The following is a 26,501-nucleotide window of genomic DNA, read 5'->3' on the forward strand; positions in this document are numbered from 1 at the left end:
ATACTTCTCCTTAACTTCGTCCTATAAATTAGTTGTCATAATAATAGGACGAATAAACCCATCTTTTGTTACATTCATAGGTACAACTAATTTTCAAAACATTCTGAACCTTACGGACCTACTATTGTTTGTCCTGAAGTCTCATTAATTTCTCCCTATCCTTTTCAATACTTTTTTGAAGTTTATCCATTTTCTGGTTCAGTTTCTCAATCGCCAATGGTGATAATTTTCCCTTTTTCTCGTCCTTCATCATTTTCTCCTGAATTTTTGTAATCTTCTTTTCATCCTTGGCTATAGACCTTCTCTTGGAATCTATATCCGAAGAAAGTTTTTCACGCTTTTTCAATTCCTTTTCAGCCTTGTTCTGGGCTTTTTCGGCTTTTTGGGCTTCTCTTTCCGCCTTCTTTACTTTTTTCTGAATTTCCTTTGCCTCTTTAGCTTCCCGTAAAATTTTATCCTGCTCCATTTGTTCCGTATTTTCAACAGGAGTAACCGGAACGGAAGTTTCTTGTGCCAAGGTAATTTGGCAGAATAAGCCCAACGACAATAAAGTAATTATTCTAATCATTTTCATAAAGTTGTATTAAGTTGAATGTCCCGATACATTAAAATTTTAAAGACTTATCCTCTCTTTTATGCTGTATTGGACCACTATCAAAATTACGCAATATATCCGTCAATAATCATGAGCAATATCATAGTGCTAAACTTTACTGTATCCAAATTAGAAGTTTTAGCGTATTAATGAAAAATGGGTTACTACCATCCCACAAAGGATCCAAAGTTAACTTGCTTCATTTCAAATAATTATACAATTGTATTTGTCAATTGAATGGTGAAACCGTTTTGAAAATTTTATATCGTATTTTTACAGTCAATTATAATACTAATGATTACCAACGACAACATCATTGCCTTAGCTACGCCCTCAGGGGCCGGTGCCATAGCTGTAATTCGTATTTCTGGGAAAGATGCCATTGCCCTGGCCAATCCTTTCTTTACATCGATAAGAGGAAAGGATTTAAATAAACAGAAGAGCCATACCATTCATTTGGGACATATTACGGAGAACGATAAGGTGTTGGATGAAGTTTTGTTATCCATTTTTAAAGGCCCCCATTCCTATACTGGTGAAGACGTTGTTGAGATATCCTGTCACGGTTCGCCTTATATTCAACAACAAATAATTCAGTTGTTTTTACGTAATGGTTGCCGAATGGCAAATGCAGGCGAGTTTACATTGCGAGCCTTTCTAAATGGTAAAATGGACTTGAGTCAGGCCGAGGCCGTGGCCGATCTTATAGCCTCGGATAACGAGGCCAGCCACCAAATTGCGATACAACAAATGCGTGGCGGGTTCAGCAATGAGATCAAAAAATTGAGGGACCAATTATTAAACTTTGCCTCATTAATGGAATTGGAGCTCGACTTTGCAGAGGAGGATGTGGAATTTGCGGACCGTACACAGTTTAAAAAACTTTTGACCAAAATACAGCGTATTCTTAAACGCCTAATCGATTCCTTTGCTGTGGGCAATGTTATCAAGAATGGGATTCCCATCGCCATTGTTGGGGAACCCAATGTGGGTAAATCTACCCTGCTCAATGCCCTTTTGAATGAGGAACGGGCCATAGTAAGTGATATAGCGGGAACCACAAGAGATACGATAGAGGATGAGATGGTCATAGGTGGCATAGGATTTCGATTTATAGACACCGCCGGAATTAGGGACACCAAGGATGTAGTGGAAAATATTGGGATAAAAAAGACCTATGAAAAAATAGAACAGGCCCAGGTAGTAGTGCTATTGGTAGATGCTTGGCAAATGGCAACGCATGAAGATAAGTTAAAGACCAGCATAAAGGAACTGGAAAAAATAAGGACCAAATACCCACAAAAACCTTTGTTGGTAATTGCCAATAAGGTGGATAGGTTGGATAAGGAACAAATCAAAGATCTACAATCCCAAATTTCAGGACTGCACTTGCTGTCCGCCAAAACCGGACAAGGGGTGGAAACGCTGAAGTCGCGCTTATTGGATTTTGTCAATACGGGAGCCCTGCGTAACAGTGAAACCATTGTAACCAATACGAGGCATTACAGTTCCCTGTTAAAGGCTTTGGAGGAAATAGAAAAAGTACAATTTGGCATGGAGGAAGACACTCCCAGCGACCTTTTGGCCATAGATGTCCGCGAAGCACTCTATCATTTAGGGGAAATTACCGGACAAGTAACCAATGATGAGCTGTTAGGGAATATTTTTGCTAATTTTTGTATCGGCAAATAGATTCCAATTTCATTGGATATCATTTGTATGCAAATGACTATAAATCAAATACTTGTTGATAATTTTTAAGTTTTTGATTTCTCTTAATTGCCTATTTTTCGTACTTTTTTACACCTCATTTACACCTCAAAGTTGATTTTTTCATCCGAGGTGTAAAAAATGTATCTCGTATGAAAATTCATTTAAGAAAGAAAAAACTGAAAAGTGGAAGTACTAGCCTTTACATAGAATATTACAAAGGCCACAAATTAACTGCTGAAGGAAAAGTCAAACATATCAGGGATTTTGAATATTTGGAACTCTACTTGACCACCGATCCAAAGACAGCCGCTGAAAAAAAGAAAAACAGGGAAAACCTGGAACTTGCCGACCAGATCCTGGCAATAAGAAAAGCAGAAGTCTATCAAGGCACCTATAACATCCAGAATGGCCATAAAGAAAAAACGGGCCTTTTGGACTTTTATGAGCAACAAAAAGAGGAACGGTACCAGACCAAAGGCAATTATGACAACTGGGATGCCGCGCAGAAACACATTGAGGCCTACTGCCCCAAACACATCACCTTTAGCGATGTTGATGTGGATTTCATCAAAGGGTTTAAAAAATACCTGGATACGGTAGCCGTGACCAAAAGCGAAAAGAAGCTCTCCCAAAATACCAAGCACACTTATTTCAATAAATTCAAAGCCTGTCTAAATGCGGCCTTCGATGAAGGATACCTAAAGGAAAACCTCATTAAAAAGGTAAAAGGTTTTACTATGGGAGAATCCACTAGGGAATACCTCACTTCCGATGAGCTTCAAAAACTGTCACAGACCCCCTGCCCCAACGCAATTCTCAAACGAGCCTTTTTATTCTCGGCCCTGACCGGGATAAGATGGTCCGATGTCAATAAACTGAAATGGTCCGAAGTCCGTGATGAAGGCACGGATTCGCTGGGCGACCTTATTTTTAGGATCGTGTTTCAACAAAAGAAAACAGATGGAGTGGAATATCTGTATATTTCCCAACAGGCCAGGGAACTCCTTGGTGAACGAAAGGAACCAAAGGACCGGGTTTTTAAGGGACTCCGCTATAGTGCCCATATGAACATGCAATTGCTTAGGTGGTGTATGTTTGCCGGGATCAACAAACATATCACCTTCCATTCGGCCCGGCACACCAATGCCGTTTTACTTTTGGAAAACGGCGCGGATATCTATACCGTTTCCAAACGCCTTGGTCATCGCGAAATACGGACCACTGAAATCTACGCTAAGATCATCGATAAAAAGATGAAGGAGGCTGCTTATTTAATTCCTAAGTTGAACATTAATTAAATGTAAGGATGCTGATCCGCACATTGGAGGTATTGCTGAAATAAGTCTTATATTAGTTTTTCCAAAATAGATATATAATAACAAGTTACTATATTCGTATGTTATGCAAAATGCGATGAACTACGATACAGACATAAAATTAGCGAAAGAAAAGGATGCAATTGATAACGGAAAGATTTTTGATTTTCGAGATACGCCTTATGAACATTTATGTGATGATTTTTATAAATTTTGCCGACAACATTTAAACGAAAATTCAGAAAAATATAATATTGAACCATCCATTTTTATTTACACAGGATTTTTTGACTCTAATGCAATGGCTCAATATAAAAATGACGCCTTTTCAATCCACATCAATGTTGGCTTAATTAAAAAATGCCAAGAGAATTATCTACAGAATAAATCATTTGATGAGTATTTGGAAAAACAGTTTTCAAAGATAACTAAACATTTTGACAATCCAATAACTGGATTGGCATTTCAAATAGCAACTCAATTTACCTACTATCACGAATTTGCTCATTTAGTACAATTTGAAAAAAAGAGAGAAAACATTTCATTGCAAGAACGCTTTGTCATCACATCGACTTACGACAAAGTAAAGCAACATATGGAAACGAATGCTGATACTCTTGCATCAATTGCTATCGCAAGTCATATTCAGCAGTATATCAAAAAGAGTTTCGGAGATAATATTACGCAAGAAAATGTTGAATTTACAATAATTGTACTTTGTTCTTGTTTACTCAATCATATAGCAAATTTTTACAGCGACCTTCCAAAAATCTATTTTAAAGAACACAAACATCCACATCCATTTCTTCGCCTTTTTACAGTTAATTTAAATATTGTAAATTACTTAAATCAAAGTCAGTTTTTTAAAGAGAAAGGGATTGAGATAAAAATCAATCGTGTTTTTAAACAGATTTTAGATTTTTACCAAGAACTTGAAGAAAAGAAGATTTTTGATACTAAAATTGCCGAAACAATGGAAAATGCTTCTAAACAACAAGAAGCGATAGTTGAATATATGGGAGATTTAATCCAATACGATGTAAAGGATTACAATAACGCTGTTGACCAATGGAATAAGCACTTTGCATAACAATGGTAGCCGTTGCGCAAGCCCATAATGGGTCAAAAATTCAACCGATATAAGTCTCTTTTGGAGGCTTTTTCTTGATCAATATTGAAAGGAATATTTTTGATGCTTTTTGGATGTGCCCGGAAAGTTTTGAAGGGTAGTTTTAATCAATCCATCAAAAACAAGCCTTGCTGCTCCACTATTTACCCTTTTTCGGCTATAGTTCAGGTACTCCTAGGTAAAGGCATTTTCCCCGCCTGAATGGATACGGACAGGTTTCCCCCGATTCCTGCCGTATCTACATAAATGCACTTTTGGTATTCTTGGAGCGTTACAATGATGTGCTTGCTTACCCATGCATAAATGCCTCTTATATGGTTCCTGTCCGTCAGTACTGAGTTTTGTAGTCGGTATTTGATCATTATGCAATCGCAAATAAACTTCTGGTCTGGCTTTGCAACTAGCAACCTTGCAGCTTACTAATGGTTCAAGGCGTTACCCCTGCCCATAAGGGACTTGCACCCTCTAGATTAATTATCTACTTTGCAATAAATAAAAGATGCCCATGCTGGGAACACACAAAACCTATACGCTATGCCCTTCGGGACACTTCGCATAGCCAAAACGTTTTGTGTTAGTTAAACAAATAATTAATGAATTCACTCTTAGATAAAACCGATATAAGCGAAACTGATATCAAACAGCTAATCGAATTAAAAATTGAGGAATCAATTAATTTGGATTTTAAAAGACATCAATCTTTGTGTCTTACGGAAAAATCGAAAGCAGAAATTGCTAAAGATGTCTCTGCTTTTGCTAATTCCGCAGGAGGGTTCATAGTGTATGGTATTGCAGAAGAAAATCACGTCGCTAGCGGTTACTCGTTTATAGATGGAAATATTATCACAAAAGAATGGATTGAACAGGTTATTCAGTCTAGAATTCAGAGAAAGATTGAAGGACTTAGAATTTATCCAGTACGTATTAATCAAGAAATTGAAAAGACAGTTTATGTAGTCAGAATTCCTGAGAGCACTCTAGCACCTCATATGACCTCAAACAAAAAATTTTATAGGCGTTTTAATTTTGAATCAGTACAGATGGAGGAATACGAAATTCGTAATCTCTATAATAGGAAAGAAATGACTTCGCTTGAAATTAACAACATTACGACTTCAACTGACACATATATTGAAAATCGTGATGGTTCAGAAGAAATCATATTTTACAGATTAGGTTTTCAAATAGAAAATATAGGTAAATCCGTAGAAAAATATTGCAAACTATTCATTGATATTAGTTTTCGAGATTACGTATTTAAATGGTACGATAAGCATGGTTCGCAGCCTAATCATAGTCTTTTAAATAATAATCTGGCTAATATTTCCTTTTCTAATCCTTCCCCTATTTTTCCTGGTGAAATTATGACTATGGCTGATTTTGAATTCGGTTTACCATTGAGCAAACTTGATTCAATAATTGAGCTTGAATATTTAAAATTAAAACTTATATATAGTAACGGACTTGATGAAATGGAAGTTAAACTAAAAACTATAATAAAAACCAACACATAATAACTAAGTATTCGGACTGCCGATAGGCTAAGGCTGAATATATTGTTGACGGATCCGGTCTCCTTCTTTGGGAAAAGCTTGTTTTTTAGCGTTTTTTAGGGAGTCGTATTTCGGCAGAATTGCCGTGTTTTTATGTTAGTTTTAGAGGTCCAACATGTTTTTAGGGGCTTCAATCTAACTTATTCATCAGTTTGGCGGACTGGTTGGTAATTTTCGGGTTGAATATTTACCTTAAGGCACATAGCGTTCCCCCTTGCGTTTTGCAGGCTTCCCTAAAACTCAGATAGTTTAATATTCATGAAATTTCAAATGCCTAAAAGCACATCTCAAATAACGGGGATACAATAATGCACATGTCACTCCTAGAAATAACCAAATCTGCCGTTTTCACAGCACCAAATTTCCAGTTTCCTGATTTTCAATTGTTAATAACTCCATTTTTTCTCTAAAAATGGAAAATTGACCAATATGACATTCGGTATCATTTGATGTTTTATGATATCAAATAAAATTAGATAAAATTACCCATACTATCATTTGGTACCAAATAATATATAGTGCTATAAACCAAATAGTTGTGAATAACTAATTGGGTTTTTCATCGCTTTCAACCCACCTATTTTCTACTTTTATTTTAACAAACCCATAGAAGATAAACAAAAGCGCTTTTGTTCATTTATTAATCCTAAAAGAGAAACAAATGGACACTATTTTAATATTTGAACGACTTGATCGTTTGGAAAGGCTCTTAACGGCCAATAAGGAGGTACTCACCTTCGAGGAAACTTGTGACTATACGGGGATTTCAAGAAGTTATCTCTACAAACTTACCTCTGCAGGTAATATTCCGCACTCCAAGCCCAACGGAAAACTGATCTTCTTTGAAAAGAAGAAACTTAACAATTGGTTGCTAAAAAATAGCCGAAAATCCCATGATGAAATTGCCGGTGCGGCATTGAAGTTCACCCTCAAAAATAGAAGGTGATGGGTTCCGAAAATCGAAGCGATCCGCTTTACCATGTACATGACCCAAAGAAAAAGACGGTATATGATTACACCATGGAATATTTGGAGGCGAAGTACCACATTACGTACAACGAGATATCGCACGACTTCCAGATAAGCTTCAAAGGCTCCCAGGAATGGCAATACCTGAACCTGAACTCGCTGATCATCGAACTGGCCAAGGCGGGCATCGATATTCCCAACGGGAAACTGGAAACCCTGCTGCGTTCGGAATGGATCCCTAAATGCAATCCCATCAGGGAATATTTCGAGGCCCTTCCCAAATGGGACGGCGAGGACCATATTTTGAGGCTGGCCTCCCATGTGCCGACCTATGAAACGGAAGCGTTCAACTACCATTTTAAGAAATGGCTGGTACGTACCATCAAATGTGCCCTGGAAACAAACTATTTCAACAAGCAGGCCTTTGTGCTGTCCCATCAGGGACAGAATTCGGGCAAATCCACCTGGTGCCGCTTTCTATGTCCGCCGGACCTGGCGGAATATATGGCCGAGGACATCAGTAACGACAAGGATGCACGGATACAGCTGTGCCGGAACTTTCTCTACAATCTGGACGAACTGGCCGTGCTGTCAAAAAAAGATGTCAATGCCCTGAAATCCTTTTTCTCCAAGACCTTTATCAACGAGCGTTTGCCCTATGACCGGAAGAATACCATCCTTCCAAGGATATGCTCTTTTGTGGGAAGCACCAACATGTCCTCTTTTTTGAACGATGAGACGGGATCCGTCCGTTGGCTCTGCTTTGAACTCAAGGGAAAAATAGATTTCAGGTATTCGAAGCAGGTCGATATCCACAGGGTCTGGTCACAGGCCTACCACCTGGCCTATTGCGACCCTACGTTCGAACCCGAGCTATCCATCACCGATATTCAGGAGAACGAGGAACGGAACAAGAAATATACCAAGTTAACCACGGAGGAGGAGCTGGTGTCCAAATATTTTGAAAAATCCAACGATATAAAGGATTTCGTGACCGCCTCGGACGTGTTGGTGAAGCTAAGGCACCTCAATCTGAGACTGAACCAGATCAACTTGGGGCGGGCTCTGTCCGGGTTCAACTTCCAAAGGGTAAAACATCCCAAGCGGCAGGTCTATGGGTATCTGGCAAAACCTGTATTTACCGATAGTCCTTTGGAGATGGAAGTTTAGAAAAAGTGCAAATGCACCTACCTAGTTACCTAATGGACCATGACCTCCCCAACAGCGGGAGCTACCTTAAGGTAGGATACATTAACCATTGGTTACCTAGATATTACCTAACCTACCAAAACGGGTAAGATGGGTAACTTTAAAATTGAAGCCACCTAAGCCCTTAACCCCTATGGACAGGGACTTAGGTAGGAAGGTAAGCGAAAACCCAACAAAAAAGCCGATGAAGAAAAAAAGAACCATTAGACTATCGTGTGAAAGAGCCCGAGCCTTTCCCATCGAAAAAGCGCTGGCAAAACTCGGGCACTTTCCGACCAGATCAACGGAGAAAGAAGCTTGGTTCCTGAGCCCGTTCCGCTCAGAAACACAAGCCTCTTTCAAGGTATCCAAGAAACTGAATAGATGGTACGACCATGGAGCCGGGAAAGGGGGCAATGTAATCGACCTGATATGCCTATTGAACAATGGAACTGTCAAAGAAGCATTGGAACTGATAGAACAGGACCAAATCTCTTTTTCTTTTCAACAGCAACCGATTATTAAAGAGGAACAGGATAACACAATAAGGGTCACCAAGGTCATGGAGCTGACCCATTTTGCCCTGAAGGACTATCTGAAGTCAAGGAATATTTCAATACCAACTGCCCGTAAACTCATCAAAGAAGTCCATTACCGGTTCAAGGGCAAAGCGTATTTCGCTTTGGGCTTGAAGAACGGTTCGGGAGGCTGGGAACTACGGAACAAATATGTGAAGAATTCCAGTTCGCCCAAGGATGTGGCCCATATCAATAATGGCCGGACCAGACTTATCATCACCGAAGGCATGTTCGACCTGTTATCGATTATGGAAACCAATGAAAAATTAGGACTTGAATACGATTTTTTGGTACTGAACTCAACCGCTTTTGTTCAGAAGGCAATAGAAATAATGAAGGGTTATAGTTGTATTGATCTCTATCTGGACAATGATGCTACCGGTAAAAAAGCTGCCAAAAACTTTATGGACCATGCCAATAACAGTGTGGACAGATCACCATTATATGCCGATTTTAAGGATATGAACGAATGGCTCATGTCGGGCGCAAAGGAGGCAAACGGTCAGGGAATTCAAGATGTGTTTTTGTTGCCACAAAAACAATCTTGCTTTGCTCCCGACGGTCGCAAAGAAAACAAAAAATGAAAAGGACCTATATCAGATTCCGGTGTTCCATCTACGAGAAGAAACTGCTCAAAAAAAGGGCACAGCGGGCGGGAATTTCCCTTTCAGAATATTGCCGCAGCTCGGCCTTTGGGAATACCGTTATCGAAAGGCTTACTCCGGAACAATTGGAATGTTGCAGGACCTTGGTAAAATACAAGAACAACTTTACGAGCATTGGTAATATGTTCAGGAAACGGAACCCGAAACTGGCCCATGAGGTCGAGAAATTGGCAGAGGAAATACGATTGCACCTTTATAATTTTAAAAAAATAAAGAAATGATAGGCAAGGGAAAATCCATAGCACATACGGGAGCCTCCATAGAATATGGATGGAACCAGGAAAAAGGGGCAGACGTGGTCTTCAGTCAACATGTGGCCGGGAACGACGCCAAACAGATCACGGAAGAGTTCAAAATGGTGCAGGAACAGAATGTACGTTGCCAAAAGAACACCCTGAGCTTTGTACTGAGTCCGACCAGGGAAGACGGAAAGAACCTTACTGCCGAAAAACTAAAAGAAATGACCCAACGGTTTGTTGCGGAAATGCAATTAAAGGAACGCCAGGCCATCGCTTTTGTGCATAGGGACAAGGCACATACCCATATCCATCTATATGTGAACCGCATCGGTTTTGATGGGAAGGCCTACAATGACAGTTTTATTGGCAAGCGGAGCCAACTGGCAGCGGAGAACGTTGCCAAGGAAATGGGCCTGACCACAGTGAAGGAAGTGCAACTGGAAAAGGAACTGGATTCCATAAAGGTCCGTCTTGAAATCAAGAACGTTCACCAAAGGGTCATGGAGAACGATAGGCCAAAAACATTGGATAATTATATCAAGGCAATGAAAGAAAGGAATATAGAGGTCATCCCAAGTATCAACAAGGCAAACAGATTACAGGGCTTCCGGTTCCAATATAAAGGTCAAAATTTTAAGGCAAGCGAGGTGCACCGTTCCATGTCCGGAGGGAAGATCATCGGACAGCTCTCGCAGAATAGAAATGTTGATAAACAAATAGCAACAGGCAAATCCGTTCAAGTATTGGGAAAGACCTTGGAAATGAGTACCAATCTAGCTGCCAGTATTGCTAAGAACATAATCAAGAAAACGATCAAAAAAGCCATCGACACGGGAATCGGGTATTAAAACAAAAAACTATGGGATACAAGAAACTGGACGAAGTAATGGAACTGCTCAATGACGAACTGGACGGTTTCAATAAAGCCCTGGAAAAGCTGGAGAAACTTACCGAGAATGTGGACAACATCAAAATATCCCCGGATACTTCCAAAATCGAGCACATGCTTAAAGAACACCTAAACTCCGAAAGGACCAAAAGTGAAAGGATCCAGAGGTCCCTTCAAAATTTAGGACAGCAGATTTCTAAGGCGAGAATGGTCCCTAAAGTACAATTGTGGCTGCAATATGGTATTTGGGCCATTTTCCTTGTCATCATTGGCTATCTGGCCTTTCAGGTCGCTCGGATAGATCGGATACGGGAAAGGTCATATTCAGCGGGCCGGCAAGAGGTCATTTCAGACCTAAAAGGGTATTTTGATCATTATCCCGAGCATTACCAGACTTACAAGAATTGGGCAAAGGAAAAGGACAGTCTTCCAAATCATAAGTAGTTTGCGCCCTATCCGGTTTTTGCTTCACGTTTATCAACCCGAACACTACAAAAACCGGACAGGATCCGGGCGCAGGTAAGTTATGGTAAGATTTGGGTGCACCGCAAACGAAACTTAGATTAAACCGACTTACTCAGGTAAGATAAATAGCGCTCATAAATCTCGCTTTTCTCTTTTTCTAAAAAATCGAATAGCTTTTCCTTCATACGGTTCTTTTCTGCATATGGTACGTCGCTCTGTGCAGTGTAAGTCCCAATATTTATCTCAAATTCTGCCTTATTACCACGGGTTTCAAAATAGGGAAATCCAAAATTTACGCTAACAACTCCCTCAATTAGCCCGTATTTATATGTGAATTTCACTTCCATTCCCCAACACTTAATATACTCATGATAACTATTCTGTTCAAAAAAGAAGTCAGACTGTATTTTTTTTCCTTTGAATATCAAAGCATCTTTGTTTGACATCCAGGTAATATCATTGGGTAAATCCATGTCCTCATCGGCTTTAAATTGAACATCAACAATATCCTGAAAAGTAAAAACCGAACTTGTCATATTATTTGAAAGCCTCAAGAAGAAAGTAATTCTGGATTTATTATCGAAATCTCCAAATAAAATCTTTTGAAGTTCTTCCTTTTCCTTAATTACTTTAATTTCTTTTAGATGACTGACCAGAACCTTCTCTAATTCCTTGACAACTTCTTGGGTTTCTTTTGAAGTTGTTTGCGCAGTAATTTTTAAATTATTTCCTTTCTCCTTTTCAATAATCAATTGACCAGTGAATTTATTAGTAGCCTCAAACCAACTTTTGTTTAAATCTCGCCTCTCAATCTCAAATTGTAGAACCATTTTAGTATCACCTTTATCTACAGGCGAAAACGGAAGAATTTTTTGAACTTTAAAGTTAGCGTTAGACTGATTAATTTTTTCCTTTACTGTGGACAACTTCTTATGATCCGGCACTATGGCTATTAATGGCTTATCTGTATCTAACTTTATATCACTAGATGAACGTTTCGGATTGTCTTCTTTAGTATTAAAGCAATCTTTTAAGGTTTCAAATTCAAGAGGACTGATTATAGTATTACTCAAAAATGGTACATAGGATTCTTTTGAATCCTTTCCAAAAAATACTCCTCGATTTTTTAATAGAACCTTTAAATCCGCTTTTGAAATTAAGTTTTGATTTACAAATCCTTTGAGAAATTCACCGTGCGGTAATATCTTATCTATATGTTCATATTGTTCCCTCATTATTTGAGATTAAATACATTAATATTTTTAGTGATATATTTTTTTGACTCGAAGGTCTGAAGTGCATTATTTACAGCATTTCTATCTCGTAATTCGTTGAAATCCGGAAAACCAATAAAGACCTTCTGAGCCCAACCGCCTGATATTTCAATTGCCAGACCTACTAGACGTTTAAAATCACTTACTGTAAAGTTGTCCCTATTACAAATATAAAGATGAGATAAGTCATTACTGACTAAGACTTTAAAAAGTAATATTCTGGAAGTCAAATACTCTACAGGTAATATTTTTCCAGATATTCTTCTGGTTGTTGGATTAAGATTATTACCAGTAGATGGATAATAAAAATCAATATTCTCGGAAAGTGTTATGAATTTTATCTCTTTTAAACACCTACCAATAAAAGCATAAGAATCATTTGTAACGACAACGATTTGTTCAAAAATATAATCGTCGTGAAATCTAGATTTTGCAAGTTCGTCCAATAATTTTGAGTCGTTTTCTATTGGTGTATTATTCAACCAGAATAGTATACCTATAGTGTTAACACTGGAATATTGGTCGAATTCATTTAGGCGTTCAATTCGTTCACTAGATTTTATATAGCACTCTAGACCATAAGCCAAATCAGAAAAGTGTTTTTTAAATTTAGTTCTAGGATTGTCTGGATAGGGTTTATCACTATACTTTACTGATATAAATGTCTCTACCAGTTCACCTTCAACAAGTGGGGACTTGTAGATGAAGCCCAAGTCTTTTCCATGAGTTCCTTTTGTTTCACTACGGCCATGTTCTTTTGGCAAGTAACAATCAAAAGTTATGCCTGTTTCAGGAGGTTGCCAACCAATAGTTTCTAGAAACTCCATGACTATTTTCTCACCATATTCTCCTATTTTTTTTGAAAGTTCGCCCATTTGTATTGTTCAATTTCGGTCTGGTTATTAAGTTTCTAAAAATAGATTATTTTTCTGAGTGAAGGAAAAATCTAACAAACTTCTGAGAACACTCATCATTAATTTAAAGAGCAACGTTCCATGAAATCAAAGACAATCGCTCAGTTACTTTCAAAATTGTGGTAAAAACTTCCTCTTCATTTGGCAACTCCCCATAGACCAAAAACTTAAATTGATTCTGATACGTGTCTTTCAGTTGGTTCCAAGTTTCTTTAGGGCTTTTGAAAATCAAAGCTTCTTTAGGATGATGTTTCAACCAGTCATTATTGTTCTTAAAACTTTTTACATCGTCATGAGCTACTTTTAGTAGCATCGTATCAAAAGCTTCTGAAGTAAAAAACTTTTGAAGCGTTTCATCTTTCAATAGCTGGTGAATATCATATACATGCCTGATTTTAGCATTTAGATCCACAATTGGTTTTTCGGTATGTGAGAACCGAACCAAACTCATTATCTTTTCACACAGGGTTCTTTCAACATCCAGAATAAATGCTTCAAAAGGCAATAGGTCATATTCTTCCGCCAATGTCGTTTGGTTGGTGGCATTCATCATATCATAGATATAGGTGTTAAGTGCCTTCCTAGCGTATGGCTCAAAATAGCCAAGCCATGTTGCTTCTATAATAATCACATCTCTTACTTGTCCATAATTTCCTTTGAAAATTTTGGGGTAGTTATAGGCAATCTTCCGAATCATTCCCATTTTGTTAGTAATCCCTTCCATTTCTACTTCTACAAATGGCACTTTTATTTCATTGGTTATTTTTTTGAGCTTAGCCTTTAATTGGTTACCTGTCTCTTCTTCTCTTCGTATTACGACTAAATCAATATCCTCGGAAAAACGTTCGATGAATTTATCACACTTTGACAAAGCCGTGCCGCCCTTAAATATAACTTCATTTTTAATGGCACTATCAAAGATCTGTTTTAGGGCATAACATACCCAGTAGTCCTTTTCGATATAGATATTTAAAATACCCATCCGTTCTGCGGTTACTTGAACCGCTTGTCTGAAAAGTTGTTCGTTCTCGTGCAGCTTCATTTTATATTCCAGTATATGGCATTTGACAATACCTTTTCAGAAATGCCAAGGTTATATTCCGTTATGGGATTTAAAGTATCTTGAAGGTCTCTGATTTCCGTTTCAGCTTTACAATTGATTTCCCTTAGCAATGCACCCAATAAAGCTCTTGTAGCGGGAGAATATTTGAACGCCAATTTTATGAGTTTTCTGTGTTCGCTAGATTTCAATTTGCGCAATAATGCCATCAAACGGATACAACTTTTAGCAATGGTGGTATCTGGTATTTTCTTTATATAACGTATTGCGTCCAACAATCTTAATAAAGGTATATTTTCTTTGTTGATTGTATTCTTTTGTTTGATGAATGAGATTTTAAAGCGCCCCCTTTTAAAGGGTGGCCTTATTTCCCGTTTGCCAATCTGGATTATGCTACTTACTTGTGTGGTAAGTCCTAAGGCATTATAAGCGCTATACCCCGTAATATATCCGACTATTTTGTCATCTTCTTCCAATAAATCCTTCACAATTTGATGCTGGTCCGGCAGCAAAGTACCGAATACGGTTTCTTGTGGTTTGAAATATTTACCTTTGGATAGCTTATTTATCTTACCCGAAACGGCCATTCTATTCAGGTGTTTAATGATGGCTTCCCTTCGGGTCACCTCGTTCATAAAATCCATATAGGTGAATACATATCCTTTAGGCAATTTATTGATCTTATCATCAATGTAATCAGAGGTCTTCATTCAAATATATTTGTATAAATATAATTAAAATGTCCAGTTTATTTATTAAAAAACTGGACATTTTTTATAAGTTATGATAACTTTAATTTGATTGTTTTCATAGTTGCAGTACCTTGCGGAAGTTTTAACTTCCGCAAGGTACTGCAACTATATGATTGTCTTAAACTCTACTCAAAGTCTTAGCATTTAATGTAATAGATTTTTAATTATTTTCGCTATCTCTTCCTATGAAAAATTCGATTATCAATTCCCTAGTATCTTTATTTGATACTATATTTGGTAAAGTGATTTTCTAATATCCATAGAAATTTTTTCAGGACTAGGCGTAGCTATTTTTCGTCGGTAAGAGTTATGGTCAGCTTATTCCTTTGCTCCTTAATTTCAATTTCCTTTCCAATTTCAAAACCAAGTTCTTGCAGCCATTTCCCCTCAAGCCGAATTTCCGGAACAACAATACTATCCCAAGCCCGGGTCCTGAATTTTTGATAGATCTTTAATTTTTTGGTTTTCATTCTCCGTACGGGTTAAGAGGGTTATTTTTTCTTCCCTATATGTCCTGAAATTTAAATTTTCCGAGTTTAGGAACATATTATCTGAAAATAAGAATAAATATATGTGTTATAAGATAAAATCACAAACAAAAGTTTAGAAAATCGGAAAATTTTAACCTAAGGGCTAACTTTATGTACTTAAAATGGGATAATATATGACGGAATTAGGACTCTACTTTGCTAAAAAATCTATAAACAGATCGGATGTATCCCGTAAAACTGGAATTAGCAAAACCCGGCTAAGCGAACTTGCCAATAATGCGAACACACAATTAAGAGTCAATGAGATGTATTTGATTGCCCTTGCCATTGATGAAAATCCGTGTGAACTTTTAACTGAAGTTTGTAAGGGGCTTAAGTTGCCGAGGGAGTGAGATTTTCGTAAAAGAATAATAGTGCTTTTAATTATTTTGCTGAAAAATTAGAAAAGTAGGTGCGCGTCAAGTTTATCATCAAATGATTTGACATCATATTAGGTTAAATAAAATTCAGATTCTTACATTTATTATATCTAGGATGAGGTCGGGTTACTTAAAAAATTATGCCAGGACTTCTTGAAAATTTAAAGAGAAGATAAACTCTTAATTAGTAATACCTGAAATTTAAATAAATGATATGGAAAGATTTATAGCAAGTTTTACCGCAGAATATCCCGGTATAGATGCAGTTCAGTATTCGTGCTTTTCGTGGCAGCAGAACGGTGATACTCCTGACACTTCAACTACCAGAGGTCATATAGCACATAATTCTTCTTATGATTTTTTTAAAATGTTTAATAACGAAATTGACCCCGATAAAATTATTGTTATCATAAAGAAAATTGAGAAGCTTAAATAATGCATCATTAATATTTTTGCTGTTCATGCTCGATTGTATAAAGAAATTCTGTAGGGAACACAAAAGCTAGTTTTGAATCGGTAAATGAGCGCCAAAAGGTCACAGAAGGATAAACCACCAAAATGGCATACTTTATAAGCCGTATTTTTAAGGTATTCTAATTGTTGACTTGATTATAATTAACTTGAAATACAAAAGCCAACCCACTAAAAATATTTGCGATACCCAGGACCCGATGCAAAGTTAAAACCTTATAATAATACTCCACTTACGAAATATCCACTCCTACTTACTCTAAACTGCGATAAGATGCTCAAAGGAATCAAACTTGATAAAAAATTAGAAGAATCATTTAGCGGACCTAAATACTTTGGCATAATTAACAATATTGAACAGGTTAATACTCTTGTGGGTGTAAACAACACTGGGAAAAGTAGGTTTTTGAGAACAATCTTTTCTGAAGCGAAAAACGTAAAGTTTATTTTTGATTTGGACGAGAAAACAAAGAAAATATTTAAAAATTCCATCGACCCAATAATTTCGCAGATAGACAACTTAAAAAGGTATGGTATCAATTATAATTATATTAGTACCATAAAGTCTTATGCCCAAAACATATTTGATACCAGTGAACAAGCGCTTGATAGTATCCTTAATTTATATTGGTTTTTAAGCACAATTGAAGAAGATGAGTTCAAATTGACGAATAGTTCAATGGCCTACCATCTATCGCAAGGGTTATCCCAAGTTAAAACCTTAACCACCTCATTAGGCAGCACTATAGACCAACTAGGCGTTGAAAATGGTGAAATTGACAAGATTTACATTCCTATTTTAAGGGGGCTAAGACCAATAGCTCAAGAGAGTTCAAATTTTTCAAAAAATGACATTTATTTAAATCGAACTAAACATGATTACTTTAAAGATAAAATTTCGAAGGGTCTTATCTTTACAGGTTTGTCCATTTATGAATGGATTAAAAAACTTCTTTTGGGAGATGAATCGGAAAGAAATGAGATAAAGCATTTTGAAGAATTTTTGGAAAAAAATGTCTTTAAAAAAAGGATAAACCTTATTCCAAAATATGATGATGACGTCCTTCACATAAAAATTGGAGATGAAACTCAATTTCCAATTTATAAACTTGGAGATGGCCTCCAAACATTAATAATTATTCTGTTTCCTATATTTATCAATCGTAAGAAACCTCACATAGTTTTTATCGAAGAACCTGAAACACATTTGCACCCTAAATGGCAAAGACTTTTGTATAGATCAATTTGTCTCTTTGAAAAACATACATATTTCTTATCTACGCACTCATCCGTTTTCATCAATTCTTCTAAGAATTCGATATTCATAGTTTCGAAAAAAAAAGGGAAGACCCATTTGCATCATTCTGAAGTTAAAACCGAAAAGATTTCTATACTCAAAGATCTTGGATACAAGCCGAATGATTTGTTTCAAACTAACTATTTATTGTGGGTGGAAGGGCAAAGTGATAAATTGTATTTAAACTATTTAATACAGAAAATCGATGATTCCTTAGTTGAAGGAGAAGATTATAGTGTAATGTTTTATGGTGGAAGTTCTTATAAACATTTTTTAATGAATAATGGAGATTTAAATCTAGAATTTATAAGATCTTTAAATCAAAATTATGCACTAATCATGGATAGTGACAGAATAAAATCAGGACAAAGATATAATATCAAAAAAAAAGAAATCGTTGATTTGTTTAAGAAACATAAAGCGATTTGCTGGTTAACTAAATTGAGAGAAATAGAAAATTATATACCCTACAACAATTTCGAAAATGCAGTCAAAACTGTACATAAGATTAAAAATATTGAAATTGATAGAGGGGATTTTGGAGATAGATGCAAATACATTGACTTAGATGCAAAACCCACATTCAAGCCAAATATAAAATTGAGTAATGAATTTTTTAGTAAGATACAAAAGAATAGAGATAGTACACTTATCGGAGTAAAGGAACAAGAATTACGTGAAGAAATAGAATTGTGCTTAGAAAACACAAAAAAAAACTTTAATCAAATCGATAAAATTAAGGTAGCCGAAAAAATAGTTCAGAACGGGTTTGCCATTCAAAATGATGAACTACAAAAAGTACTTACTAGTATTGTAGAAGATATTAGGAAAGCGAATGAATAGTATTAATAATAACAATTCGAATAACGATTTGCCCTAAAACTGCAACAATCTGATTATAGGGACAAAACACCATAAAATAACACTTACTGTATTTTCATCAATGCCAAATGTTCATTATATATTAGTGTTCATTGTCAATGAACGCAGCATACAAATGAATATTTATGATTACAACCCGATGAATTCGGTTACCCTCCAGTTGAACGCGATGAAGTTTACAAAGAAATTTTTGAGCAAGCTGAGAATTTTAAAAAATACAATAAAGTATAAAAAAGTAAAGGCTTATGCACCCAAGAGCAAAGAAACCAATAGAAATGCTATCCGAAAGTTTGAACGAAATATTAATGTCAGTTAAATTCAGTATGCAATATCGTAAAAGTTATGACTCAGAGTTTTGGCAAGTAGCTAAAGAAAATGATGGAATCTTAGGATTCCCTTCTTGTATGTTGCTCTTTTGTATAGTTGATACTTTAGGAAGTTATTTTGAAAATAATCCAGAATTTAAGATAAATATTAAGGGGTTATCCAGTCCACAAATAATAAATAATGAAAATAGGTCTCATTTTTACATACTTAATTCGGAGCTATTCAATTTAAATTTATCCAAAGGGGATATCGATAGACTATATGAATGTAGAACTAGTTTATTACATAATAGCGTATTAACTGATGGTGTAATTTTGAGGGAAACAAACAAAAAGGATTTTATAGAAAAGATAAAATTTGGAGAGAAAACATTAATATCTATAGGCATAGAAGATTTTTATTATGCTTGCCAAGATGCCGTTGAGAGTTTTTTTAATTATCCAATTGTAATAAACGACCAATTAAAGCATAGGTCTAAATTTCACTATAAGGGAATTAGTAATGAAAAAGGATTGTGCAAATTAACTCATGGGGAATTTTGGGGTATGAGGACAACATAGATTCAGAGCTATTTGCCACTACAAATAATGAAATAGGAAGTATATCAACTAAGTAAAAATTAAATTGAATTAAATCAAACAATATCACTTTGAAAAAAATGAGTTGAGATTTTTTAAAAGTCCCTTTCTGAATGATTCCCCTTTTAAGTCCAATCTATGTGAGGCGAAACAGTGGGATACAATTTTAGTAGTTTTCCGAGGAAGGTTTAAAATAGGATAACTTTCTCGCATTCTTACTAAACCAAACCAAAATCCCATCCACCTTCAAATCAAATTTACACCCCATTTTTCCATTTGTCCCCCATTTACACCCCAACTGCCATAAACCCCTGTAAAATAAGGGTCCGTCACTTCCTGTATCGGGAAGTAACCTCACCAAAGGGTCTACTGAAATAGAATGAATATAATATAGAATTGAGATGCCGGAATAATCTAAGCATCTTTCCCTACCATTTTTATAAACGGTTTTTCCCCATGAAAAATAATGAGCACCATCAGAAGACCAATAACAATCAAAAATACCACTTGAAGCTTGGACAGCAATAGATTCATGCTTAATGCCTTATTGGATAAATAGGTCAACTGACGCCCTTCAGAAAGCTGTACTTTGGAAAGTTTATCCAGATTGTTGCCGATTTTTTCAAATAAAACACTGAATTCTTTTGTGCTTCCGATTTCCGTTGTTGCTGGCGTTCTAGAAAAACTATTTTCCAAGGTTTCTAATTCCCTATAGTTATCCTTCAATTGTGCAAAATGGACCGATTCATTAGGTGTTAACTTGGTATTAGAGAAATTCTCCAGTAGTTCCTTAATGCTTTCGCTTTTGCCGTCATGGCCCCAGCTTCCTTTTGCTGAAGACAATTCCAACTCTTTCTGGTGAAAAAGGTTGTTAAGTCTATAGATGTACTCTAAGGCTACAACCCGATCTTCAAAAACAGAGTTAACGGTATGGTCTGCGGTAGAGAAGTTTCTTCTGTTTAATTCATTTGATGTTAGCACCAATAAAAATGCTACGGCCAAGATAAAACCGGTATTAAGACGCTGTTTTAGAGTCAATTTTTTGTGCATTTTTTTGTTTTATTAGTGTTTACATGGAATTATTAAAAAGTATCAAATTATACACTGGGATAAACCAACTATTTATATATTAAATTCCACTAAGTTCACCTGATTCAAGTGCATTCTTTATATCTGCAGATACAACACTATGGATACCAAAAAATCGTCCACCATCAGTCCTTTTGATCTTGACCTGTAGGGTTCCGTCCTTTTTTTCCTTAACATCTGTAACCACTACTTTGACCCCTTCCATTTTTTTATAGTTGGCAATACCCCCGGATTTAATAATAGTATTAGCCCTAGGAAAATCGATATGTTTAAAACTAGGAGCATCGGGGCGACCAATCTGAAGTATATCACCCGCCTTTACCTCTTTAAGGACATCGGAACTGCCACTTTGTGCGTTAATATTTAAGGTTGCCACCACAAATAAGACTGCAAAAAATAATTTTTTCATAACACTGATTTAAAGGTTTCTATCAATTTTTTCTGTTTTTAATTTAGTTCTCAGAATTTCTTCAATATCCGTTTGTTATATCAATCGAATATTATACGAATCGCTCTCTAAATATTTATCGGTCTAGCGCAAAGGTTGTGCCATGAACAATGACATATTAAAAACACAAACCGTAATTGCCTGAAATTCAGTAAATAAAATTTATGCGAAGATTGTAAGCGGAAATTTAAACTGGGGGATTTCGCATCAATTGGGTAATTATACCCCAGTTAAAATTTAAGCCTTTAGTAAGGGTTCATTTGATACATTCCTACAATTTTGCCTAGACCCAATATTAAAATCTAATAGTTTCGATGCTAACCTTCTTTACATGCTGGGAACACTTTTTATTTCAAATTGATTTTTAACGGATAGGATTTATTGTTACGGTATCTCAACCATCGATCTACGTCATTACTTCCAGTTTTTTATCTCAATTCCAACAATACCCAATTAACATAGGATTTTCGTATTTCTTCCCGGTTAAAAAAAAAGGAACAATGGCCTCCCATTGTTCCTTTTGCAACTAACATAACTCTAAACGTAATATCAATAATATAAATACTATTTACTTCTAATTTGTATTATTTCGATATCAACGCTACCCCTTTAAAAACATCTTTTTGCCAATTTTTGAGTTTTTTACGCAATTGCTTAACTATTTTCGGATAGTATACGGCAATATTATTTTTTTCCGAAATATCTTTTGACAAATCAAACAACTCAACTGTTTCTTGGCCGTCCAAATTAATGGTTACAAGTTTCCACCTGTCACTTCTTACTGCATTTTTGTTTCCAAAATTCCAAAAAAGATCTCGCTTTGGTAATGCCTCATCGAATAGTAAAAGATTCTTTATACTCAGTCCGTCTATTACCATACTTTCTGGTTCTTTCCCAATAAAATCTAAAAAAGTGGGGAGAAAATCCATCGTAAGTACAGGAGTTCCGATAACGGTTCCTGCATTAAACTCTTTTGGATACCACGCAATGGCAGGAACACGGTGTCCACCTTCGTACAAACCGGCTTTAAACCCTCTTAGGTTCCCGTTGCTGCCATTTTGTGAGGCTCCGTTATCAGAGCAAAAAATTACGATGGTGTTCCTATCGAGTCCGGTATCCTTGAGTTTTTGCATGATCTTGCCCACACCCTCATCCAAAACCTCAACCATTTCCTTGTAAATACCAGGTATACTATCTTCCAGTACAAGATCGGTGCCTTTTTCCCCAACCCTGCGAAGGGCCTTATCAGTTCTTCGCTGATATGGGTAATGAGGGGACTCATGTGGAAGATATAAGAAAAACGGTTTTTCAGTTTTTTTAGGGTTATTCCTATCTATAAAATCCAAACCATATTCTGTTATCAAGTCGGTCGTATAGCCTTTATCATCCTTAATTTCCGTGTTATTCCACCAATCAAAATATCCTTCCTGGTCTATATGTGCGTGGTAATCTACGTTCCCACTCACAAAACCACTAAAATCATCAAACCCCTGTAGGGAGGGATTAAACTTGGGGTCGTACCCTAAATGCCATTTTCCGAAAACCCCTGTGCTATAACCATGTTTTTTTAGTTCATCGGCAATGGTTATCTCCTCAATAGCCAGGCCTACTTCCCTGTGGCTTGCTGCCGTAATGACGCCTCCTACCCCGGTCCGCTGCTGATATTTCCCTGTTAATAGTGCTGCTCGTGTGGGACTACAAACTGCCCCATTGGAATGAAAGTCCGTAAACCGTATTCCTTCCATGGCTAACCTATCAATATTTGGGGTATTGATGTAAGTATTACCATAACAGGAGATGTCACCATAACCCAAATCATCGGCCATGATAAGAATAAAATTAGGTTTAAGGACTTTCTTATCGCTATCTATACTTTTATTTTCCTGCGAGAAAACCGAATTCAATGTTATTAAAGTGACAAGAAAGAAAAATACTGTATTAGGTGTTTTATTGATTATCATTCCTAAGACAATTTTGATTCCATCCATTTTGGTGTATTTTTTATTTGGCAGTGACAGGGGTTCGTTCTACGGAATATCCTTGTTCCCTATATTTTTGTAAAAGCTGGTCCATCGTATTTATTTTCTCTGAATGTTGAGCAAATAAATTGATGCGTTGCTCGGGGTCTTTCTCCATATCGAACAATAGGCCTTCTCCTTCAAAGTCAGTATAATTCCTTAGATTTTTAAAGGAGTCCGGCATTTTTGTATGTTCGCCAGAAGGAGCATTGATATAAAGCCACTTACCCTGCCTCAACCCCCATGCCTTTTCAAAGGTGTTGTGAACTGTAGCTTCGCGTAAGGGTGAAGTATATTTTTCCCCCTTAAAAACCGGTAGTAAATTATAGCTATCCGGAGCTGCTCCTTCTGCCAAGGGAGTATTGGTGGCTGCCGCCAGTGTGGCCATGATATCCACCTGGGATATTACCTCCCTGGAAACGGAACCGGCACTGACCTTTCCTGGCCATTTTACAATAAATGGCACGTGGTGGCCTCCTTCCCATACATCGCGTTTTAAACCCCTAAAATCACCCATACTAAAGTGGCCATATTTTTCTGCCCGTTCAAACGCATATTTTTCGGGGCCATTATCAGCACTGAATATAACAATGGTATTCTTATCTAAACCTTTCTCTTTCAAGGCTTTTAACACCTGTCCGGCAACCCAGTCCGTCTGTACCATAAAATCTCCATAACCCCCTGCTTCAGAAGTTCCAATAAACTCATCATTAGGAATTATAGGTGCATGCGGCGAGGGAAGTGCAAAATATAGAAAAAAGGGTTTGTCCTTCTCTTGTCTATTTACGTATTCCACTGCTTTTTGGGTAAGGGTAGGTAATACCTTATAAGGGTCCCATCCTTCTACCATTGGTCCCGGACGAAATTCCCAATTCCCTTCCTTAGTCTCAAAACCTCTCTTAACAATGTCTTGATCTTTTGTTGGCAGTTCTACGAATTTATTGTTTTCAATCCATGCATAGGGTGGGAAATTTATGGTTCCATCACCAAAATAGTAATCAAAACCTCGATCTAAAGGTCCGCCTGAAATTGGAGCACTCCAATCTAAATCCTCAGGAAGGTAGTAGTTTACTACTCTTTCCCCTTGCTCCGTTTTTCCTGATGGCTCATTCTTAAATTTCCAATCCCATCCCAAATGCCACTTACCGATACAAGCCGTAGTGTAGCCAGATTTTTGTAAAACCTGTGGAAGTGTAACATCGGACTCCTTGAAGAAAGGTTGGCCAAATGAATTTACTATTCCATGTTGATTTCGCCAATGGTATGTCCCGGTTAACAAAGCAAAACGACTGGGAGAACAGATTCCAGAAGAACTGTGGGCATCCGTAAAACGCATACCTTCCGAAGCCAATTGATCAAGATTAGGTGTAGGTATTTTAGAGTCTGGATTCTGACAATTAAGATCTCCGTAGCCCATATCGTCGGCATAAATTATAACAATATTGGGCAAGTCTTCTTTTTGCATTGCCCCCTCTTTCTTGGATTGTTGATTACCTCCACAAGAGGTAATGAGAACCATAAGAAAACACGCCGCCGAACGTTTAAGGATTTTATTCATTTGATTCTTTAATTGTATGTTTAGGTCGATTACATTTTTTTTGTGGGCCAATATGCCCCAACTTAAATAATTATTATTTGGCATCATCCAAAAGCGTTAAAAGTTCCGCTACAACATCAGGGTGCTCCCCATAAACATTGTTGGTTTCCTTTGGATCCTCTCTCAAATTATACAAGGTTGCGTTTGGCTGTCCATCTTCGGCAAGTATTCCATCCGGTTTGGCAAAACCTCCCGAACCTAAAGAGGTGGTTAGTTTCCAGTCGCCCTTTCTAATAGCAAAAAAGCCGTTTAAGGAATGGTGCACTGTAAAATCCCGAATTGGATCCTGTGCCTTTCCAGTAAATGCCGGTAACATATTGTAACTATCCTCCCCTGCTCCTTTTGGCAAATCTTTACCGACTATACCCGATAGTGTAGCCAATAAATCTGTAGTACAAAGAACTTGATTAGACACACTACCTGGTTTTATTTTTCCTGGCCACCGTGCAAAAAAAGGGATGCGATGTCCACCTTCATATATATCCGCCTTCTGGCCTCTGTAAATATAATTGGCTCGATGGTCATATTGAGCTTTGTCTTCCTCCGTCCAATTAGAGCCGTTGTCCGAGGTAACAATAATAAGGGTATTTTCTGCCTTGCCTGATTCCTCCAAAGCCTTTAGGACGGCACCAACAGTATCGTCCACTAGGGTTACAAAATCGCCATAGCGCCCAGCATTCGATTTTCCATTGACCTCCTCCGTTGGTAGCCAAGGTGTGTGTGGTGCAGTTAGTGGAAAATAAAGAAAAAAGGGGGTTTTTACCTTCTTTTGTTCGGTTATATAATTTGTAGCCTTAAAAGTTAGATGATCCATAACCTTATTAAAGTCGAAGTTTGGAGCAACTTCTCCTGGTCTCCAAAAAACACCTCTTCCATCCTTGGCCTGACTTTTACCTTTTGTATAGGCTGTAGGAAGTTCGGTAGCTTTTTCATTCTCCAAATATAGGTATGGGGTCATATCCAAAGAAGCCGGAATAATATAAGAATAGTTAAACCCCAAGGTATTTGGGCCACTTACCTTTTTATCGAAATCTACATTGCTATCGGCCCCTTCTTCAAAGACTTTGTCCCACTCATATTTCGCAATGGGCTTATCCAAATTCTTTGCTTTCCACCCCAGCCCCAAATGCCATTTGCCAATACATGCTGTATTGTAACCGTTATCTTGCAGAAAGGAGGCCACCGTAGTACGATCGGATTCAATTAGTGGCGGATCATAACCCCACAAAACACCTTCCTTTAATCTGCTCCTCCAAGCATAACGACCTGTGAGGATACCATATCTTGTGGGAGTGCAAACTGCTGAATTGGAATGGGCATCTGTAAAATGAATTCCTTCATTCACGATCTTATCCATAAATGGCGTTTGAATTCCAGAATTTGGGTTGAGCGAAGACAAATCGCCATATCCCATGTCATCTGCTAAAATATAGACGATATTTGGACGATTATCTTCCGTCTTTTCCTCTTCCAAAGATTTTTTGGAGGCGTTTGAACCACAAGAAACAATTACCATAGAAAGGCACGCTACCACAACTGGCCATTCACGTAAAAAATCGTATTTTTTATTAGCTAAAGTCATAAT

General features: G+C 37.1%; 26 protein-coding genes. 14 read left to right on the forward strand and 12 right to left on the reverse strand.

Annotated features, from left to right (window positions below; translation table 11 throughout):
* Window positions 1–121: 121 nt before the first annotated feature.
* Window positions 122–574, reverse strand: a complete 453-nt coding sequence (locus B9Y87_RS06075; RefSeq protein WP_085497180.1) for a hypothetical protein — start codon at window positions 572–574, stop codon at window positions 122–124.
* A 315-nt stretch (window positions 575–889) separates the two neighbouring features.
* Here B9Y87_RS06075 and mnmE point away from each other — a divergent pair, with 315 nt between their 5' ends.
* From mnmE to B9Y87_RS06090, 3 genes are all read left to right on the forward strand, one after another.
* A complete protein-coding gene (gene mnmE / locus B9Y87_RS06080; RefSeq protein WP_085497182.1) occupies window positions 890–2,287 on the forward strand; it encodes a tRNA uridine-5-carboxymethylaminomethyl(34) synthesis GTPase MnmE in 1,398 nt (465 codons plus the stop codon).
* 170 nt (window positions 2,288–2,457) lie between these two features.
* Entirely contained in the window at window positions 2,458–3,606 is a 1,149-nt protein-coding gene (locus B9Y87_RS06085; RefSeq protein ID WP_085497184.1) for a site-specific integrase, read from the forward strand.
* Window positions 3,607–3,721: 115 nt separating this feature from the next.
* Window positions 3,722–4,714, forward strand: a complete 993-nt coding sequence (locus B9Y87_RS06090; RefSeq protein WP_139827172.1) for a hypothetical protein — start codon at window positions 3,722–3,724, stop codon at window positions 4,712–4,714.
* A 203-nt stretch (window positions 4,715–4,917) separates the two neighbouring features.
* Here the strand turns inward: B9Y87_RS06090 and B9Y87_RS06095 are convergent, their stop codons facing one another.
* Window positions 4,918–5,115 carry a hypothetical protein gene (locus tag B9Y87_RS06095; RefSeq protein ID WP_085497188.1) on the reverse strand — a complete coding sequence of 66 codons (198 nt, stop codon included), beginning with the start codon at window positions 5,113–5,115 and terminating at the stop codon, window positions 4,918–4,920.
* Between the two features lie 231 nt (window positions 5,116–5,346).
* Here B9Y87_RS06095 and B9Y87_RS06100 point away from each other — a divergent pair, with 231 nt between their 5' ends.
* The 7 genes from B9Y87_RS06100 to B9Y87_RS06130 all read left to right on the forward strand — a co-directional run bounded on the left by B9Y87_RS06100 (window position 5,347) and on the right by B9Y87_RS06130 (window position 11,278).
* Window positions 5,347–6,267 (forward strand): AlbA family DNA-binding domain-containing protein, encoded by a 921-nt coding sequence (locus tag B9Y87_RS06100; protein WP_085497190.1) that lies wholly within the window; start codon window positions 5,347–5,349, stop codon window positions 6,265–6,267.
* Between the two features lie 700 nt (window positions 6,268–6,967).
* The gene (locus B9Y87_RS06105) at window positions 6,968–7,252 is read left to right on the forward strand and encodes a helix-turn-helix transcriptional regulator (RefSeq protein WP_085497192.1); all 285 of its coding nucleotides are present in this window, start codon (window positions 6,968–6,970) and stop codon (window positions 7,250–7,252) included.
* Entirely contained in the window at window positions 7,252–8,445 is a 1,194-nt protein-coding gene (locus tag B9Y87_RS06110; RefSeq protein WP_085497194.1) for a virulence-associated E family protein, read from the forward strand. Before B9Y87_RS06105 ends, B9Y87_RS06110 begins: the two co-directional genes overlap by 1 nt.
* A gap of 223 nt (window positions 8,446–8,668) precedes the next feature.
* Window positions 8,669–9,625, forward strand: coding sequence for a toprim domain-containing protein (locus B9Y87_RS06115; protein WP_085497559.1), 957 nt, complete (start codon window positions 8,669–8,671; stop codon window positions 9,623–9,625).
* A complete protein-coding gene (gene mbpA / locus B9Y87_RS06120; protein ID WP_085497196.1) occupies window positions 9,622–9,927 on the forward strand; it encodes a mobilization protein MbpA in 306 nt (101 codons plus the stop codon). The genes B9Y87_RS06115 and mbpA overlap by 4 nt, the downstream gene beginning before the upstream one ends.
* Entirely contained in the window at window positions 9,924–10,793 is an 870-nt protein-coding gene (locus B9Y87_RS06125; protein WP_085497198.1) for a relaxase/mobilization nuclease domain-containing protein, read from the forward strand. The genes mbpA and B9Y87_RS06125 overlap by 4 nt, the downstream gene beginning before the upstream one ends.
* 11 nt (window positions 10,794–10,804) lie before the next feature.
* Window positions 10,805–11,278: a DUF6730 family protein gene (locus B9Y87_RS06130; RefSeq protein WP_085497200.1), complete on the forward strand. Its 474-nt coding sequence runs from the start codon at window positions 10,805–10,807 to the stop codon at window positions 11,276–11,278.
* Window positions 11,279–11,397: 119 nt separating this feature from the next.
* On the opposite strand, the gene gapS4b is transcribed toward B9Y87_RS06130, so the two are convergent.
* The 5 genes from gapS4b to B9Y87_RS06155 form a co-directional block, all read right to left on the reverse strand.
* On the reverse strand, window positions 11,398–12,534 hold the full coding sequence (gapS4b, locus tag B9Y87_RS06135; protein ID WP_085497201.1) for a GapS4b family protein: 1,137 nt from the start codon (window positions 12,532–12,534) through the stop codon (window positions 11,398–11,400).
* A complete protein-coding gene (gapS4a, locus tag B9Y87_RS06140) occupies window positions 12,534–13,448 on the reverse strand; it encodes a GapS4a family protein (protein ID WP_085497203.1) in 915 nt (304 codons plus the stop codon). The genes gapS4b and gapS4a overlap by 1 nt, the downstream gene beginning before the upstream one ends.
* A gap of 103 nt (window positions 13,449–13,551) precedes the next feature.
* Window positions 13,552–14,529, reverse strand: a complete 978-nt coding sequence (locus B9Y87_RS06145) for a nucleotidyl transferase AbiEii/AbiGii toxin family protein (protein ID WP_085497204.1) — start codon at window positions 14,527–14,529, stop codon at window positions 13,552–13,554.
* Complete coding sequence (locus B9Y87_RS06150) at window positions 14,526–15,257, reverse strand: DUF6088 family protein (protein WP_085497206.1); 732 nt, start codon at window positions 15,255–15,257, stop codon at window positions 14,526–14,528. The genes B9Y87_RS06145 and B9Y87_RS06150 overlap by 4 nt, the downstream gene beginning before the upstream one ends.
* A 329-nt stretch (window positions 15,258–15,586) precedes the next feature.
* On the reverse strand, window positions 15,587–15,769 hold the full coding sequence (locus tag B9Y87_RS06155) for a SymE family type I addiction module toxin (RefSeq protein ID WP_085497208.1): 183 nt from the start codon (window positions 15,767–15,769) through the stop codon (window positions 15,587–15,589).
* Between the two features lie 194 nt (window positions 15,770–15,963).
* Between B9Y87_RS06155 and B9Y87_RS06160 the strand changes: the two genes are divergently transcribed.
* The 4 genes from B9Y87_RS06160 to B9Y87_RS06180 all read left to right on the forward strand — a co-directional run bounded on the left by B9Y87_RS06160 (window position 15,964) and on the right by B9Y87_RS06180 (window position 19,746).
* Window positions 15,964–16,182 (forward strand): helix-turn-helix domain-containing protein, encoded by a 219-nt coding sequence (locus B9Y87_RS06160; RefSeq protein WP_085497210.1) that lies wholly within the window; start codon window positions 15,964–15,966, stop codon window positions 16,180–16,182.
* Window positions 16,183–16,423: 241 nt separating this feature from the next.
* A complete protein-coding gene (locus B9Y87_RS06165; RefSeq protein WP_085497211.1) occupies window positions 16,424–16,645 on the forward strand; it encodes a hypothetical protein in 222 nt (73 codons plus the stop codon).
* A 309-nt stretch (window positions 16,646–16,954) separates the two neighbouring features.
* On the forward strand, window positions 16,955–18,820 hold the full coding sequence (locus B9Y87_RS06170) for an AAA family ATPase (protein WP_085497213.1): 1,866 nt from the start codon (window positions 16,955–16,957) through the stop codon (window positions 18,818–18,820).
* A gap of 284 nt (window positions 18,821–19,104) precedes the next feature.
* Window positions 19,105–19,746, forward strand: a complete 642-nt coding sequence (locus tag B9Y87_RS06180; protein ID WP_139827173.1) for a hypothetical protein — start codon at window positions 19,105–19,107, stop codon at window positions 19,744–19,746.
* A 432-nt stretch (window positions 19,747–20,178) separates the two neighbouring features.
* On the opposite strand, the gene B9Y87_RS06185 is transcribed toward B9Y87_RS06180, so the two are convergent.
* The 5 genes from B9Y87_RS06185 to B9Y87_RS06205 form a co-directional block, all read right to left on the reverse strand.
* Entirely contained in the window at window positions 20,179–20,814 is a 636-nt protein-coding gene (locus B9Y87_RS06185) for an MCP four helix bundle domain-containing protein (protein WP_085497219.1), read from the reverse strand.
* 79 nt (window positions 20,815–20,893) lie between these two features.
* On the reverse strand, window positions 20,894–21,262 hold the full coding sequence (locus B9Y87_RS06190) for a hypothetical protein (RefSeq protein WP_085497220.1): 369 nt from the start codon (window positions 21,260–21,262) through the stop codon (window positions 20,894–20,896).
* Window positions 21,263–21,885: 623 nt separating this feature from the next.
* Entirely contained in the window at window positions 21,886–23,289 is a 1,404-nt protein-coding gene (locus B9Y87_RS06195) for a sulfatase-like hydrolase/transferase (RefSeq protein WP_085497222.1), read from the reverse strand.
* Between the two features lie 13 nt (window positions 23,290–23,302).
* Window positions 23,303–24,964, reverse strand: coding sequence for a sulfatase family protein (locus B9Y87_RS06200; protein ID WP_245808660.1), 1,662 nt, complete (start codon window positions 24,962–24,964; stop codon window positions 23,303–23,305).
* On the reverse strand, window positions 24,951–26,498 hold the full coding sequence (locus B9Y87_RS06205; protein ID WP_085497224.1) for a sulfatase family protein: 1,548 nt from the start codon (window positions 26,496–26,498) through the stop codon (window positions 24,951–24,953). Before B9Y87_RS06205 ends, B9Y87_RS06200 begins: the two co-directional genes overlap by 14 nt.
* Window positions 26,499–26,501: the final 3 nt, after the last annotated feature.

The sequence above is a fragment of the Arenibacter troitsensis genome, from assembly GCF_900177645.1.
GTDB classification, from domain to species: Bacteria; Bacteroidota; Bacteroidia; order Flavobacteriales; family Flavobacteriaceae; genus Arenibacter; species Arenibacter troitsensis.